The 14,786-nt window shown below is 73.4% G+C and carries 15 protein-coding genes; 7 read left to right on the top strand and 8 right to left on the bottom strand.

The features are described 5' to 3' along the window. Positions 1-18 precede the first annotated feature (18 nt). Entirely contained in the window at positions 19-636 is a 618-nt protein-coding gene (gene rimP, locus HUT06_RS13135; RefSeq protein ID WP_176195978.1) for a ribosome maturation factor RimP, read from the bottom strand. Between the two features lie 221 nt (positions 637-857). Between rimP and HUT06_RS44530 the strand changes: the two genes are divergently transcribed. The 3 genes from HUT06_RS44530 to HUT06_RS13120 all read left to right on the top strand — a co-directional run bounded on the left by HUT06_RS44530 (position 858) and on the right by HUT06_RS13120 (position 3,479). Continuing rightward, positions 858-1,922, top strand: a complete 1,065-nt coding sequence (locus tag HUT06_RS44530) for a DUF4439 domain-containing protein (RefSeq protein WP_254715151.1) — start codon at positions 858-860, stop codon at positions 1,920-1,922. 81 nt (positions 1,923-2,003) lie between these two features. After that, complete coding sequence (locus HUT06_RS13125) at positions 2,004-2,327, top strand: hypothetical protein (protein WP_176195977.1); 324 nt, start codon at positions 2,004-2,006, stop codon at positions 2,325-2,327. 93 nt (positions 2,328-2,420) lie between these two features. Further along, complete coding sequence (locus tag HUT06_RS13120) at positions 2,421-3,479, top strand: TRM11 family methyltransferase (RefSeq protein WP_176195976.1); 1,059 nt, start codon at positions 2,421-2,423, stop codon at positions 3,477-3,479. A gap of 10 nt (positions 3,480-3,489) precedes the next feature. On the opposite strand, the gene HUT06_RS13115 is transcribed toward HUT06_RS13120, so the two are convergent. Continuing rightward, positions 3,490-4,185, bottom strand: a complete 696-nt coding sequence (locus HUT06_RS13115; RefSeq protein WP_176195975.1) for an HAD family hydrolase — start codon at positions 4,183-4,185, stop codon at positions 3,490-3,492. Between the two features lie 104 nt (positions 4,186-4,289). Here HUT06_RS13115 and HUT06_RS13110 point away from each other — a divergent pair, with 104 nt between their 5' ends. The 3 genes from HUT06_RS13110 to HUT06_RS13100 all read left to right on the top strand — a co-directional run bounded on the left by HUT06_RS13110 (position 4,290) and on the right by HUT06_RS13100 (position 7,619). After that, on the top strand, positions 4,290-5,840 hold the full coding sequence (locus HUT06_RS13110) for a hypothetical protein (protein ID WP_176195974.1): 1,551 nt from the start codon (positions 4,290-4,292) through the stop codon (positions 5,838-5,840). A 105-nt stretch (positions 5,841-5,945) separates the two neighbouring features. Then, the gene (locus HUT06_RS13105) at positions 5,946-6,215 is read left to right on the top strand and encodes a hypothetical protein (protein WP_176195973.1); all 270 of its coding nucleotides are present in this window, start codon (positions 5,946-5,948) and stop codon (positions 6,213-6,215) included. A 159-nt stretch (positions 6,216-6,374) separates the two neighbouring features. Next, positions 6,375-7,619 (top strand): lysylphosphatidylglycerol synthase transmembrane domain-containing protein, encoded by a 1,245-nt coding sequence (locus tag HUT06_RS13100; protein WP_176195972.1) that lies wholly within the window; start codon positions 6,375-6,377, stop codon positions 7,617-7,619. Between the two features lie 27 nt (positions 7,620-7,646). Here the strand turns inward: HUT06_RS13100 and HUT06_RS13095 are convergent, their stop codons facing one another. The 6 genes from HUT06_RS13095 to HUT06_RS13070 all read right to left on the bottom strand — a co-directional run bounded on the left by HUT06_RS13095 (position 7,647) and on the right by HUT06_RS13070 (position 13,899). After that, positions 7,647-8,873, bottom strand: coding sequence for an ROK family transcriptional regulator (locus HUT06_RS13095; RefSeq protein WP_176201333.1), 1,227 nt, complete (start codon positions 8,871-8,873; stop codon positions 7,647-7,649). After that, complete coding sequence (locus HUT06_RS13090; RefSeq protein ID WP_176195971.1) at positions 8,873-9,631, bottom strand: ATP-binding cassette domain-containing protein; 759 nt, start codon at positions 9,629-9,631, stop codon at positions 8,873-8,875. The genes HUT06_RS13095 and HUT06_RS13090 overlap by 1 nt, the downstream gene beginning before the upstream one ends. Before the next feature lie 206 nt (positions 9,632-9,837). Continuing rightward, positions 9,838-11,121, bottom strand: a complete 1,284-nt coding sequence (locus tag HUT06_RS13085) for a sugar ABC transporter permease (RefSeq protein WP_254715150.1) — start codon at positions 11,119-11,121, stop codon at positions 9,838-9,840. 11 nt (positions 11,122-11,132) lie between these two features. Further along, positions 11,133-11,918, bottom strand: a complete 786-nt coding sequence (locus HUT06_RS13080) for an ATP-binding cassette domain-containing protein (protein WP_176195970.1) — start codon at positions 11,916-11,918, stop codon at positions 11,133-11,135. A 148-nt stretch (positions 11,919-12,066) separates the two neighbouring features. Further along, on the bottom strand, positions 12,067-13,146 hold the full coding sequence (locus HUT06_RS13075) for a sugar ABC transporter substrate-binding protein (protein WP_176195969.1): 1,080 nt from the start codon (positions 13,144-13,146) through the stop codon (positions 12,067-12,069). Positions 13,147-13,602: 456 nt separating this feature from the next. After that, positions 13,603-13,899 (bottom strand): hypothetical protein, encoded by a 297-nt coding sequence (locus tag HUT06_RS13070; RefSeq protein ID WP_176195968.1) that lies wholly within the window; start codon positions 13,897-13,899, stop codon positions 13,603-13,605. A 203-nt stretch (positions 13,900-14,102) separates the two neighbouring features. Between HUT06_RS13070 and HUT06_RS13065 the strand changes: the two genes are divergently transcribed. Further along, positions 14,103-14,777 carry a hypothetical protein gene (locus tag HUT06_RS13065; RefSeq protein ID WP_176195967.1) on the top strand — a complete coding sequence of 225 codons (675 nt, stop codon included), beginning with the start codon at positions 14,103-14,105 and terminating at the stop codon, positions 14,775-14,777. The last annotated feature ends 9 nt before the right edge of the window (positions 14,778-14,786 follow it).

Here is a 14,786-nt window from a genome sequence, read left to right as displayed (position 1 = left end):
TCCACGAGGTTCCCCCCTCTAGTCCGGCTCAGCCGGAGAACGCTTATCGTCGGCCGTCCGCTCCAGGGGCTTGAACTCCACCTGGACCCGGCCGCGCCCCAGCTCGTCCAGGCCGAACCTGCGCCGCGCGGTCCGCGTCCCGGCGCCCTTGCCGCCGCCGCGCCGCTTCTGGACGACGTCGATCTCGACGGCGGCGTCGTCGGCCGCGACCACGCGGCCCTCGACCTGCCCGCCCTCGGCCAGCGGCGCGACGACCAGCCGGCCGACGGCGCGGCGCCAGTGCCGCGGCTCGGTGAGGGGTCGGTCGACGCCGGGCGAGGTCACCTCCAGCACGTAGGGCGAGGTCCCCATCACCTCGGACTCGTCGAGCAGCCGGGAGGCGGCCTCGCTCACCCGGGCGACGGCGTCGAGGTCGACCCCGGCGTCGCCGTCCACCACGATCTTCACGAGCCGGCGGCGCCCGGCCGGGCGCACGTCGACCTCCTCCAGGTCCAGGCCGGCCTCGGCCACGGCCGGCCCGACCAGCCGGGTCAGCTCGGCGATGGCGGTGTCGCGCGCGGGCCGCGCGGAGGCGTCGGCGCGCCTGCCGGGACCGCGCCCGCCCTGAGCGCGGCCACCGCTGGACTCGACGCTCATGGGCCCTCCTCGTTTTCCCTCTGTTGTCACGCCTGCGATCGCGGATGTCACCGTTCGTCCGTCGACACCTCAAGGGTATCGACAGCCGGGGACCGCGTCGGTCTTTCCGGCGGCTCACCGGCGCGGCGGATATGGAATGCTTGAGCTGGCCCGATGGACGCGTCCGGGGACCGCGGCCGCGGCGGGCCGCCACCACCACGCCACCGGGTGAGGAGACTCCCTTGCCGAACGCCCTGCCGCGCTCGCCCGAAGGGACCCCGCCCGATGGCAGCTCGCACGAAGGAACCCCGCCCGGAGGAACGCTGTCGCGGCGCGCGCTGCTGCGGCGGGGGGCCGTGCTGGGCGGGACGATCGGCGGGGGCGCCCTGCTCCTGCCGTGGCTGGCGGGCTGCGCCACCGAGTCGGCGGCGTCGTCGCCGGCCGGGCGCGCCGGCGTCGCGGTGCTCGTCGGCGCGATCGCGTCCGAGCAGCACCTGATCGCGGCCTATGAGGCGGCGCGGTCCGCGGGCGCCGTGCCCGCCGGCAGGCTAGAACCCGCCCTCGCGCACCACCGCCGGCACCTGGAGGTCCTGAAGAGGCACTACGTGCCCGGCTCGGGCGACAGGGCGGGCGAGGGCGGCGCCATGCCGTCCGCCAGTCCCGCTCCCCCGGTCCCCGCTGGCACCGCGCAGGCGCTCGCCTTCCTGCGCGACGCAGAGGACGACGCGGCGCGCCTGCGGACGGCCGACGCCGCCAAGGCCGGCCCCGCACTGGCGCAGCTGCTCGCCAGCATCGGCACCTGCGAAGCGGGCCATGCGAGGACGGTCAAGGGCGAGGCTCCGGCCGTCCGCTCCACGTCCGGCGCCGAAGCCGTCCGGACGGCCCTGTCCGCCGAGCACGCCGCCGTGTACGGGTACGGGGTGCTCGGGGCCCGGCTGCGCGGCACCATGCGGCAGACCGCGAAGGACATGTGGAACGGCCACCGGGCCCAGCGCGACGAGCTGGCGTCGATCCTGTCCGGCGGCCCGGCCCCCGCGGCGGCCGCCTACCGGCTGCCCGTCCGGGTCACCGACACCCGCAGCGCCGCCCGCCTCGCCGCGGCGCTGGAGGACGACCTCGCCGCCGCCTACGTCGGGCTCGCCGGCCTCTCCGCCCCCGACCTGCGGGCCTTCGCCGCCGACAGCGCGCAGCGGGCGATGGCGCGGTCGGCCCGGTGGCGGGCGCGGGCGGGCGCCGCGGCACCGGCGGCGGCGTTCCCCGGGCTGCCGGCCGCGGCCCTCGCGCCCCGTCCCGAACCGGGTGAGTGATCTTCCGCACGGCGGGAACGAAGCGCGGCACCGATCGCGTTGGTCCCGGTAGAGGGGACTACTCGGGGGAGGAGCCCAGACGTGACCACGACTCCGGTGGGGGGCGGCCGCAGCGCCCTCGACGAGCTGCGGGACGCCTACCACGAACAGCTGAACCGGCTCGCGGCGGAGCGCGACGCCGCGCGGCGCCAGGCGCGCATCGCGCAGGCGCAGGCGGACGTGGCGCGGGCCGACCTCGCGAGCCTCAAGGCCCAGGTGCACGAGCTGCTGGCCGCCGCCGCGCGGCACCTTCCCGACCTGCCCGCCGCCGAAGGCCCGGACGAGAGCGCGCGGGCGCTGCCCGCCGCCCCGGACGGCCCCGCCGGCGACTCCGCGCATCCGGAACGTCCCGCGCGGGCCGCCTGACCGGGGAGGAGCGGCCCGCACAAGGGCCGCGCGGAGACCGCCGGGCCATCGTCCCGGCGGTCTCCGCTCCGACCTTCCAATAGGGTTCTGCGAATGACCGCGTACGGCCTTCTCGTCACCCCTTCGCACAACCGCGTCTACGCCCAGGCCGCGGCCGACCTGCTGAAGGCCGAGCTGACGGTGTTCAGCGAGCAGGCGCTGGGCGGGCGCCTGGGCGACATCCGCGAGACGGCCATGGGCGGCGTCCCGTACGTGACGTTCTCCGCCGACGAACTGACGGAGCAGGACGTCCGCCTCCTTTCGAACCTGTCGGGGCTCTACGCGCTGTTCCAGATCGAGGGGGAACTGCTCCGGCCGGTCACGCTCCAGCCCCTCGACCTGTTCGGCAGCGACCTGCTGACCATCCAGAAGTACTCCGGCAAGACGAACGAGTACTTCACCAAGCTGCTGCTGAACGTCACCGCGATGGCGATGGACTCGCCCATGGACCTGGTGACCGGGCGCCCCCGCGTCCTGGACCCCATGTGCGGGCGGGGCACCACCCTCAACCAGGCGATGATGTACGGGCTGGACGCCGCCGGCATCGACATCGACGGCAAGGACTTCGACGCCTACGCGGCCTTCATCAAGACCTGGCTGAAGAACAACCGGGTCAAGCACCAGGCCGAGACGGCGAACATCCGGCGCGAGAAGGCCGTCCTCGGGCGCCGCCTCCACGTGACGCTGGGGGCGTCCAAGGAGCGCTACAAGAGCGGCGAAACGATGGAGATCACCGTCGTGAACGCCGACTCCGTGGGCGCCGGCAAGTTCTTCCGGCCCGCCTCGTTCGATCTGATCGTCGCGGACGCCCCGTACGGCGTCCAGCACGGCAGCCGCCCCAAGGGCGCGCAGCCCGGCCGCAAGGGCAAGCCGCAGCTGTCGCGCAGCCCCGTCGACCTGCTGGCCGCCGCCGTCCCCGAATGGGCGCGGCTGCTGCGCCCCGGCGGTGCCCTCGGCATCTCCTGGAACACCTTCGTCGGCCGCCGCGAGCAACTCGCCGACATCCTCCGCACCGCCGGCCTCGACGTCCTGGACTCCGAGGCCTACCGGAGCTTCCGCCACCGCGTGGACCAGGCCATCACCCGCGATCTGATCGTCGCCCGGCGGCCCTGACCCCCGAGCGCTACCCCCACCTCTCCACATGCGGGAGCAGTTCGTCCAGGGTGTGGATGAGGGCGTCGGGGGGTGTGAGGCCGGGGCGCTCGAAGGCGTGGGTGGTCTGGTGCCGGATCTGGACGGCGCGCAGGCCGGCGGACTTGGCGCCGTGGATGTCGTCGTAAGGGCGGTCGCCGACGAAGACGCAGGCGGCGGGATCGGTGGCGCCGACGGCGTCCATGGCGGCGCGGAACGCCTCGGCGTGCGGTTTCGTCCAGGGGATCTCGCTGGAGTAGACGGCGCCGTCGAGCAGGCCGAGGACGTCGTCGCGGGCGAAGACGCGCTCGTGCCACTCACGGGTCCAGATGGTGTTGGACAGGACGCCGATCTTGATGCCGCGGTCGCGGAGGGCGTGGAACAGGCCCGGGACGGCGGGGTCGGTGTGGGTGTGCGGGGTCCAGGTCTCGAAGTGCGTCCCGAGGAGGTCCTCGGTGGGCTCCACCCCGGCCATCTCGAACACCTCGGCGAGCGTGGCGCTGCGGTGCTCCTCGGTGCCGCGGCGCCACATCTCCAGCTCGGCGTCGGCGAGCGCGGCGGCGGCCTTCTCGACGGCGTCCGGCGGCAGGTGGGCGGAGCAGATCGCGCGCCACATGTCGGTGAGGTCGAGGTCGTGCCACGGGGTCAGCGTGCCGCCCCAGTCGAAGATCACAGCTTGTACGCCCATGACCGGATCGTAACCATCCGGGCGCGATCGACGATCACCGTTTACGCTGTGGATCCCCCCGGAGGGCGCGACCGGGCCGCCGTCGTCCCGTCTTGGAGCCCGTCATGCGCAGACCCCTGCTCGCCGCCCTCCTGGCCGCGGGCCTCGCGACCGCCGGTCTCGCGGCCCCCGCGGCCGCCGCACCGATCCCCGACGGCCCCGGCAGGGGCTTCGTCCCGGCGTACGTCGGCGGGCCGGCGGCGCCGCGCCCGCTCGCCGGGCGGCCTGTTCCGGCCAACCCGCACCAGGGGCCGGTGGGGACGTCGTCGATGCACGCCGACAGCTACGCCTCCGACACCTACCCGTTCCCGGGTCCGCTCGGCCGCGATCCCGAGGTGCTGAACGAGGCCAAGGGCGGGGGGCTGCCGGGGCTGTGCTCGACGGTGACGTTCGCGCGGCGGACGGGCCTGATCGTCGCGCAGTGCACGCGCGGGCAGAACTTCGTCCTGCGGCTGATCGACCCGAGGACGCTCAAGGACCTCGCGACCTACGACCTGCCGCCGCGGCCGTCGACCGTCCAGGCGGTGTTCTCGCTGAGCCTCGACAAGGTGCTCACCGACACCTCGGGCGGGGCGTACTACTACCTGGATCCGCAGGACCGCGCCGTCCTGGCGGATTCGGCGTTCCATCTGCGCCGGTTCGCGCATGAGAAGGGGCCGGACGGCAAGTGGCGCTTCACGGTGACCGACGACTGGGACCTGAGCGGCTACCTGCCCCACGACTGCGCCACGTGGACCAACCCGTGGCCGAAGGGCGAATGCGACCCGATCACCGCGGTCGGGCCCGACTGGGGCGGCCTGATCTGGTGGATCACCCGGAACGGGCGGATCGGCACGGTGGACCCGGAGTCGGGCAACGTCCGGATGACGCGGCTCACCGGGGAGAGCATCCAGAACTCCTTCGCCGCGGCCGAGGACGGCGTCTCCATCGTCTCCGACCACGCGCTGTACCAGATGCGGGCCGACGCGAGCGGCATGCCGAAGGTCCTGTGGCGCCAGCCCTATGACAGAGGTACCGGACGCAAGCCCGGCCAGATCGACCAGGGATCGGGGACGACTCCCACGTTCTTCGGTGACGGCTACGTGGCCATCACCGACAACGCCGACGACCGCATGCACGTCATCGTCCGGCGCAGGGCCGACGGTGGGCTGGTCTGCCAGATCCCCGTGTTCGGCAGCGGGGCCAGCGCGACGGACAACTCCCTCATCGGCTACGGCGACAGCCTGTTCGTCGAGAACAACTACGGCTACCGCAACTTCTTCGAGCTTCCGCCGGGAGGGTCGTCCACGGGCGGGGTGAGCCGGGTGGACGTGAAGTCCGGAGGTCAGGGCTGCGAGACCGTCTGGACGAGCCAGGAGCGCTCGCCGTCCACCGTGCCGAAGGTCTCGGTGCCCAACGGGCTGCTGTACCTGTACACGAAGGAGCCCCGGCGTGACCTCATCGACGCCTGGTACCTGACGGCGGTGGACGTCCACACGGGCAAGACCGTCTACAAGGTGCTCACGGGTACGGGCAAGTGGTTCGACAACAACTGGGCGCCCATCACGATCGGCCCGGACGGCAGCGCGTACATCGGCGTCATCGGCGGGCTCGTCGCCGTCCGCGACCGCGGGTAGGGCCGTCCGCGACCGCGGGGAGATCCGTCCGCGATCACGAGTAGGGGCCCGGTCAGCGGGGATACCGGTTCGATCAGCAGGAAAGCAGACGAACCGGGAGGAACGATGAGGGCACGCAGGCCCGGTGAGACGCGCGACTTTCGTGACGACATCGACGACATGGGCGACAACGATCAGGACGAGGAGATCGGCCTGACCGAGGAGTACGTGACCGACCCGCCCGACGACCTGGTGATCGAGGAGCCCGAGCAGAGCAGGGACGGGCTCGGCATCACCGAGTACGAGCGGCAGACCGTCCGGGAGGGGGACGACGAGCGCCCCCGCCCGGACACCGCCGCCGAGTCCGACGCCGTCAACCCGACGCGGCGGCCCTGACCGCGCGTCCGCGCGCCCGCGCACGCGCGTCCGCGTCCGCGCGGCCGCCGGTGACGCGTGTGACGGGGGTCTCTTTGCGGTTCGCTGCCGGACCCGGGGGAATGTCATAGGCGGGCCGTAGGTTGCGCATTGCGGGCGATCTTGCGAGGTGACCGGGACATGCATGAGACAGTCGCGGCACCGGTCCGCCCTCCGGCCGACGCCGAGCCCGTCGACGCCGACGCCGAGCCTCGTGCGGCCGACGCCGAGTCCCCGTTCCCGATTCCCGGCGGGCACGACGATCAGGCCGCGCGGCGCCCCTGGTGGCGGCGCAGGGCGGGGCTGCTCGTCCAGTGGGCGCTGATCCTCGCCGCGCTCGCGGCCTTCCCCCTCTACCGCGACGAACTGCCCGACCTCGGCGCCATCTGGTCGGCGGCGGCGCACGCCGACCCGGGCTGGCTCACGATGGTCGTGCTGGCCGTGGCGGGGTCGATGGGCGCGTTCGCCCGGCTGCAGCGCCGGCTGCTGCGCGTCGGCGGCCTGCGGATGCCGCTGCGCCGCGCGTTCGCGATCACCTACGCGGGCAACGCGCTGTCCACGACGCTGCCGGCGGGCCCCGCGGTGAGCGTCGTCTACACGTTCCGGCAGTTCCGCCGCGGCGGGGCGTCGGCGCCGCTGGCCACGGCGGTGATCCTGGCCGGCGGGGTGATCACCACGTCCGCCTACACGCTGGTGGGCCTGCTGGCGCTGCTGGCCGACCCGCACGCCCGCGGGCCCGCGCTGGCCGCGCTGGCCGTCCCGCTGGTGCTCGCGGTGCCGCTCATCCCGGCGCTGCGGCGGCCGCGGACGCGCGCCGCGCTGGCGGCGCCGCTGCGCCGCGCCCACCGGTGGGCGCTCGCCCGGCCGCGGATCGCCCCGCACGCCGAGCGGCTGGCCGGCGTCCGCGACGTGCTGCGCCCGACCCGCCGCGACTGGGCCGCGCTCGCCTCGCTCGCCCTGCTGAACTGGGTGTTCGACATCCTGGCGCTGCTGGCGGCGGCGAACGCGGTCGGCATCGAGGTCTCCCCGAACGGGGTCGCCCTCACCTACTTCGCCGCGCAGGCCGCGGGCAGCGCGCTGCCGCTGCTGCCGGGCGGCCTCGGCGCGATCGAGGGCAGCATGGCCGCGTCCCTGGTGGCGTTCGGCGCGGCCCTCTCCCCCGCCGCGGCGGCCGTCGGCCTGTACCGGCTGGTGTCCTACTGGGCCGTGGTCGGGGTCGGCTGGCTGGCGTGGGCGGCCCTGCACGAGCGCGCCCGCCTCGGCGCGCGCCTCAAGCCGCGGCTCGCCGCCGCCGGCGGCCTGCTGATGGACGGCATGACGGCCTTCGCGTTCGTCACCCCGTACAGCGCGGGTCCCCTGCACGCGCCGGAGGCCCGGCGCCCCTAGCGGGGCCTCGGACCGGGCCGCCGGGTCTCAGACCGGGCTGTCCTCGGGGGCCCGCAGCCTGGTCAGCACCTGGACGGGGTCCGACAGGACCTCGGCGAACGCGAACTCGGCGGCGCCGACGAGGGTGGTGTCGTCGCCGAGCGCGGCCGTGCGGAGCTTGACCTTCTCGCGGGGCGCGGCGAGCGCGCCGGTGGCGAGGACGCTGCGGATCTGCGCGGCGGCGCCGAGGTAGATGTCGCGGAGCGTCCCGCCGAAGACGATCATGCCGGGGTTGAACACGTTGACCAGGCTGGCCACGCCGAGGCCGAGCCAGGTCCCGACCCGGTGCAGCGCCTCCCGCGCGGCGATGTCGCCCGCGTCGGCGGAGGCGAGGACGGCGCGGACCGCGTCCCGGCCCGCCTGCCCCGGATGCTCCTCCTGGCCGGCGTGGTGCAGCAGGGCCCGCTCGCCGACCTCGGCCTCCAGGCAGCCCTTCGAGCCGCACGCGCAGCGCCGCCCGCCCGGGTTGATGATCATGTGGCCGATCTCGCCGCCGAACCCCTCGTCGCCGCCGAGCAGCCGGCCGTGCGCGATGATGCCGCCGCCGACGCCGACGTCGCCGTGCAGGTAGATGAGGTTGTCGCAGTTCACCCCGGCGCCGCGCTCGTGCTCGGCGAGCGCGCCGAGGTTGGCGTCGTTGCAGACCGAGACGGAGATGCCGAGGCCGAGGCGGCGCGACAGCGCGTCCCCGAGCCGCAGGTCGCCGACGTCGAGGTTCGGGCCGAACATGATGGTGTCGTCGGCGCGGCGGACGGTGCCGGGGAACCCGAGGGCGGCACCGACGCAGACGGCGTCGCGCTCGGCCTTGCGCACCAGCGAGCGGGCGCCCGCGACGAGCACGCCGAGCAGGTCGGCGGGGTCGGAGTCGCGGGCGCGCACGCCCTCGCGGCGGTCCAGCACGACGCCGCCGAGGCCGACGCGGGCGACGACGAGCCGGTCGACGCCGACCTCGAACGCCAGCACGTACACGCGGGTCGACTCGGGCCGCACGACGAGGGAGGGCCGCCCGGCGCGGCGCCCGGGGCCGCGCGGCAGCTCCTCGCGGACGAGCCCGGCCGCGGTGAGGTCGGACGTCAGCGCCATGATCGTGCTGCGGTTGAGGCCGAGCGACTCGGCCAGCGTCGCCCGCGACGCCGGGCCCCGCAGGTGCACGAAGCGCAGCAGTGTCCCGAGGTTGTGGCGCCGGATGTCCTCTTGTGACGGGCCCGCCTTCATCATCGGCGCAGCCCCAGCTCTCCCCCGGTGCCCGAGGTGATCAGCTCGACGATCTGGCGGTGGGTGACGTCGGCGGTCCTGACCTGGGCGACCATCCGGCCGAGGTAGAGCGCGGCGATCCGGTCGGAGATCGCGAAGACGTCGTTCATGTTGTGCGAGATCAGCACGACCGCGAGGCCCTTGTCGGCGAGCCGGCGGACGAACTCCAGCACCTGCTGGCTCTGCGCGATGCCGAGCGCGGCGGACGGCTCGTCCAGCACGACGACCTTGGCGTCCTGCAGGACGGCGCGGGCGATGGCGACGATCTGCCGCTGCCCGCCCGACAGCGTGGCGACCCGGCGGCGGACCGAGCCCAGCGTGCGGACGGCGAGCCCCGACAGCGCGGTGCGCGCGGTCTCCTCCATCAGATCCTCGTCGAGGACGGGGCCGCTGCGCCGCTCGCGGCCGAGGAAGAGGTTCTGCACGATGTCGAGGTTCTCGCAGAGCGCGAGGTCCTGGTGGACGATCTCGATGCCGAGCCGCGCCGCGGCGCGCGGGCCGGCGATCCGCACCGGCTCGCCCTCGAACCGGTACTCGCCCTTGTCGAACCGATGGATGCCGCCGATGCAGTTGACCAGCGTGGACTTGCCGGCGCCGTTGTCGCCGACCAGTGCGGTGATCTCGCCGGGGTAGGCGGAGAACGAGACGTCGTGCAGAACCCTCACGGAACCGAAGCTCTTCTCGATGCCGCGCAGGTCGATGGCTGGCGTCACTGACATGCCGAGGGGCTCCCACCGTGCCACACCGCCGCCGCGCGCCAGGCGGTCGTGATCCGTGAGCGTATCAGCAGCGGTCATGGCGGACGTACCGGCGGAATCCCCGCCCGGCCACGCCTGGGAGCCGATGGTGCGGGCCACCGGCTCCCAGGCGTCCCCGGCCGCGTTCACCGGGTCACCGCGTCCACGCGGTCACCGCGCCCGCGGGCTCATCGGCCGGCGGCCGTGCGCCGCCGCCTGGCCAGCGCGTCCATGGTGGCGGCGAGCAGGAGCACCACCCCGGTGATGAGGAAGCTCAGGTACGCCTTGGTGCCGAGCAGGCCGAGCCCGTTCTCGATGATCGCGATGACGAGCCCGCCGAGGACGGCGTCGCGGGCCTTGCCGCGGCCGCCGAACAGGCTCGTCCCGCCGATGACGGCGGCGCCGACCGCGTACAGCAGCGTGTTGCCCGCGCCCGCGTTGACGGCGACCGAGTTGAGCCGGGACGCGGCCACGATGCCGCTGACCGCCGCCAGCCCGGACCCGATCATGAAGACGGAGATCCGGATGCGGACGACGTTGATGCCGGCCCGGCGCGCGGCCTCGGCGTTGCCGCCGACGGCGTAGATGTGCCGGCCGTAGGCGGTGCGGCCCAGCACGAACGTGCAGACGATCAGCAGCACGCCGACCAGCAGGACGCCCCACGGGATGCCGCCGAGCGTGATCAGCGGGCTCGGCGCGCGGTCCTGGCTGAGCACGAACGTGCTGATCAGCAGCGCGGCGGCGACGACGCCGGACTGGGCGAGCACGAACTCCAGCGGCTTGGAGTGCAGTTCGCGGGTGCGCTGCCGGTGCCAGCGCAGCACCTGCGTCGCGGCGTAGCCGAGGGAGCAGGCGACGGCGAGCGTCCAGCCGAGCCAGATCGGCATGTTCTTGGTGGCGATCGCCACGATGACCTCGTCGCGGACGGGCACGGTGCCGCCCTCGCCGATCAGCCGCAGCGTGATGCCCTGTAGGCCGAGGAAGAACGCGAGCGTGACGACGAACGACGGTATTCGCAGGACGGAGACGAGCCAGCCGATCACGGTGCCGATGAGCACGCCGGTCGCCACCGCGCTGATGATCGCGACGTACCAGGGCTGGCCGCCGTCCACCAGGATCTTGGCCATCACGGCGGCGGACAGGCCGCTCGCCACGCCCGCGGCGAGGTCGATCTCGCCCACCAGCAGGACGAACACCAGGCCCATCGCGAGGATGGTGATGGGCAGCGCCTGGGTGGACAGGTTCGCGACGTTCGCCTTGCTGAGGAAGGTGTCGGGCTTCAGCGCGGTGAACAGGACGACGAGCGAGATCAGGCCGAGGATGGCGGGGAGCGCGCCCAGCTCGCCGGCCTTGATCTTGTTCCAGTAGTCCCGGGCCGCCGACTTCACGTCGTGCTCGCGCCGGTCGCTCGCGAAGTCCGCGTCCGCCAGCGTCATGGCGGTGTCCTTCGGGGTCGGGATGTCGGTGGACACAGGGTCCCCCCTCAGATGCTCTCTGCGGCGGTCGTCGGCGCGAGGCCGAGATCACCGGAACGGCCGGCGGTGATGAGCTCCACGACCTGGCCGTGGGTGACCTCGGAGCGGGCGACGTCCGCGGCGACGCGGCCGAGGTACAGCGCGGTGATGCGGTCGGCCACTTCGAAGACGTCGTTCATGTTGTGCGAGATCAGCACGACGGCGTGGCCGCTGTCGGCGAGGCGCCGGACGAGGTTGAGCACCTGCTGGGTCTGGGCGACGCCGAGCGCGGCGGTGGGCTCGTCCAGGATCACGACCTTGGACTCCCACAGCGCGGCCTTGGCGATGGCGACCGTCTGCCGCTGCCCGCCGGACAGGCTCGACACCTGCTGGCGGACGGACTTGACGGTGCGGACCGACAGCCGGGCGAGGACCTCCCGGGCGGACTCCTCCATCGACGCCTCGTCCAGGATGAGGCCGTGCTTGCGCTCGCGGCCGAGGAACATGTTCTGCACGATGTCGAGGTTGTCGGCGAGCGCGAGGTCCTGGTAGACGACCTCGATGCCGAGGTCGGCCGCGGCGCGCGGCCCGTCGATCGTCACCGGGCGCCCGTCGAACTCGATCCGGCCCGAGTCGATCGGGTGGATCCCGGCGACGCACTTGATCAGGGTCGACTTGCCCGCTCCGTTGTCGCCGACGAGGGCCATGACCTCGCCGAGCCGCAGCGTGAAGTCCACGTCGTGCAGGACGTGGACGGCACCGAAGCTCTTGTTGAGCCCGGTCAGGCGGAGGACGGGGTCTCCGTTTTCAGCCACGTGGTTCCTTCCACTGTCTGTCGCGCGGCACTGTCTGTCGCGCGGCACTGCCTGCCGCGCGCCCGTGGCGGGCCCCCGGCGCCCCGGGCTTCCGGGTGCCCGGGACGCCCTCAGCGGGTGGGGCCCGCCACGAGGTCGGCGGGGGTCGTTACTGGACCGTGATGCCGGCGGCCTCGCACTTGGCCGCGTACGCCCCCTTGCAGAGGTCGGCCGCCTTGACCGAGCCGTCGTCGACGACCTTCTTGACGTTCTCCTTGGTGATGCCGATCGGCTCCAGCAGCACCGACGCGACGTCGCGCTTGCCGATCGGGTCGTGCTCGGTGGCGGTGGTCTCGCCCTTCTCGCCCTTGATCAGGGAGACGGCGAGCTTCACCGCCGCGTCGGCCTCCAGCTTGGACGGCTTGTAGACCGTGGTGCACTGGGTGCCGTCGAGGATGTTCTGCAGGCCCTGCACGGTGGCGTCCTGGCCGGTGACCGGGACCTTGCCCGCGCGCTGGTTCTTCTTCAGGATCGAGATCACCGCGTTGCCGAGGTTGTCGTTCGCGGCGAGCACACCGTCGATCTTGCCGTGCTGCTCGGTCCACATCTGCTCGAAGAGCGTCGCGGCCTTCTCGGCCTCCCAGTCCGGGACGGGCTGCTCGGCGACCTTCTTGTAGGTGGACACCTTGTCGAGGACGTTGTGCGAGCCCTTGGCGAAGAGCGTCGCGTTGTTGTCGGAGGGCGAGCCGTTCAGGTAGACGATGTTCGCGTTCTTGTCGCCCAGGCACTTCTGCAGGCCGGCGGCCATCGTCTCGCCGACCTTCACGTTGTCGAAGGAGACGTAGTAGTCGGCGACGCCGCCCAGGGTGAGCCGGTCGTAGTCGATGGTCTTGACGCCCTGCGCCTGCGCCTTGCGCTGCACGGCGGCGGCGGAGTTGGAGTCGAGCCCGGTGACGAGCAGGACGGTGACGCCGCTGGTCAGCATCTGGTCGGCGATGGTCTGGAACCGCTGGGCCGAGCCCTCGGCGTTCTGGATGTCGCTCGGGATGCCGGCCGCCTTGAAGGCCTGCTCGAGGTAGGGGCGGTCGAAGTTCTCCCACCGCGCGGAGGAGGCCGTGTCGGGCAGGATCACGCCGACCTTGCCCTTCGCCGCGGCGCCGCCGGAGTCGTCGCCGTCGTCCCCGCACGCGGTGAGGCTGAGCGCCGCGGCCGTCGTGAGGGCCATCAGGCCGAGGATGCCCTTGCGCATTGCCCGGGTCCTTTCTGGGGGGCGGCCGCCGTGCCGCGGCCGGGGTCTTCCGGCCCGGTGAGCGAGGTCACACGTCCACCGGGCTGAATGTTGTGTCCCGCAACTTATGTCGCGCTTGTCCGTCACGCCAGACCTGTCGGCGTGTTGATTTGTTGTCGGCGGTAACAATCACGTAACACGAGATCAACTAGGGTGGGACGCGGGGTTGCCCGGGCATGGCGGCGCCCCGGCGCGGGCACCGGCCGGAGACGGGCGGGCGGGGCGGCGCGCACGAAATGTTTCGCGGCTCAACATTCACCCCGAGCCCCGCCGAGCAGGGTTCGAGGGCACGCGGAAGCGCCCGGCAGCCCGGAACAGCGCACGGCACGTACGGCGAACACGGGCAGGGCGCGGGAAGAAGAGCAGGCCGCGGGGCCGCGCGTCAGGGCGCGGCGGCGAACCGGTGCGTGCTGAAGATCAGTGGGCGGCCAGGACGGCGGCGACGCGGTCGGCGGCGGTGGCGACGTCGTCGGCGGCGGCGATGCGCTCCGACCACGACCACCAGTACCACCAGCCGTCGGCGCTCTGCTCGGCCATGATGTTCTCGGTCAGCGCTGCCGCGTCCGGGTTCAGGACGTGCAGGCTCGGCGACTGCCCCCGGGGCAGCGTCAGGCGCACCCGGAGGCCGCGTCTGACCAGCTCGCCCCCGAGCTCTTCCAGATATTCGATCCGCGTCTTCGACGGCGCGGCCGTTCCCGTATCGTCAGGCGTCATCCTTGCTTCCTCACGGACTCCGCGCGGCCCGACGTGTACGGTACTCACCTTCCCGCTTCACCGGCCCGGGTGCAAGCACATCGCCTGGTCAGCGCGGTGCGGCACCGGGACGGGCGGCGGCAGCGGCCCGCGTTCGGAGGTCCCGGGGACCCTATCCGGGATATCTTGCGCGTAGTACATGAACCGGGAACATGGGGGCGACTATGACGGTGGGCGCGGGTGCCCAGCCAGGAGCCGGCCCGGCCGCCGCTCCGGCGGGCGGCCTCGGACGGGGCGCGCGGACGTGGCACCGCTTCCACTACGCGGTCGGCGTGTTCCTCCTCGCCTACGGGGTGGCGGTCCTGGCCAGCGGCGTGCTGCTGTGGGGCGACCGGGTGGACGAGGCCGAGGGCTACTTCGGCTCCGGCCCCGCGAGCGGCGTCCTCGTCGCGGTCAAGGCGGCCGAGGGGCTGCTGCTGCTCTGCGCGGCGGCGGGCGTGGCGCTGCGCCGCGACACGCTGTTCGTGCCGCCGCTGGCGGGCTGGATGGCCGGGTTCGCGATGTTCGCCGTCCTGGACGTGTTCACCGGCCGGTGGGGCGGCCTGATCCAGCACCTGCTCTACCTGGCGGCGTTCGTCGTACTGCTGTTCCTGTCCTACGGGCTGAGCGCGAAGGCCCAGCTCGCCGGGATGCGCGCGACGGCCGAGCCCGGCTCCTCCTCCCCCGCCGGGCCGCGCGGGCTCACCCGTACGCAGGAGTTCGCCCTCCAGGCCATCGACCGGGCCGTCGCCCTGACCGGCCCGCGCCAGCGCCCCGTCCCGCCGCCCGCGCCGGCGGCGCCGTCACCGCAGCCGCAGCCACCGTCACCGCAGTCGCCGCCCGCCGGGCAGAGCGACTGATCTTGGCAG

Source organism: Actinomadura sp. NAK00032 (assembly GCF_013364275.1).
Taxonomy (GTDB): Bacteria; Actinomycetota; Actinomycetes; order Streptosporangiales; family Streptosporangiaceae; genus Spirillospora.
The sequence above is the reverse complement of the archived record's forward strand: the minus strand, read 5'-3'. Positions and strand labels throughout refer to the sequence as shown.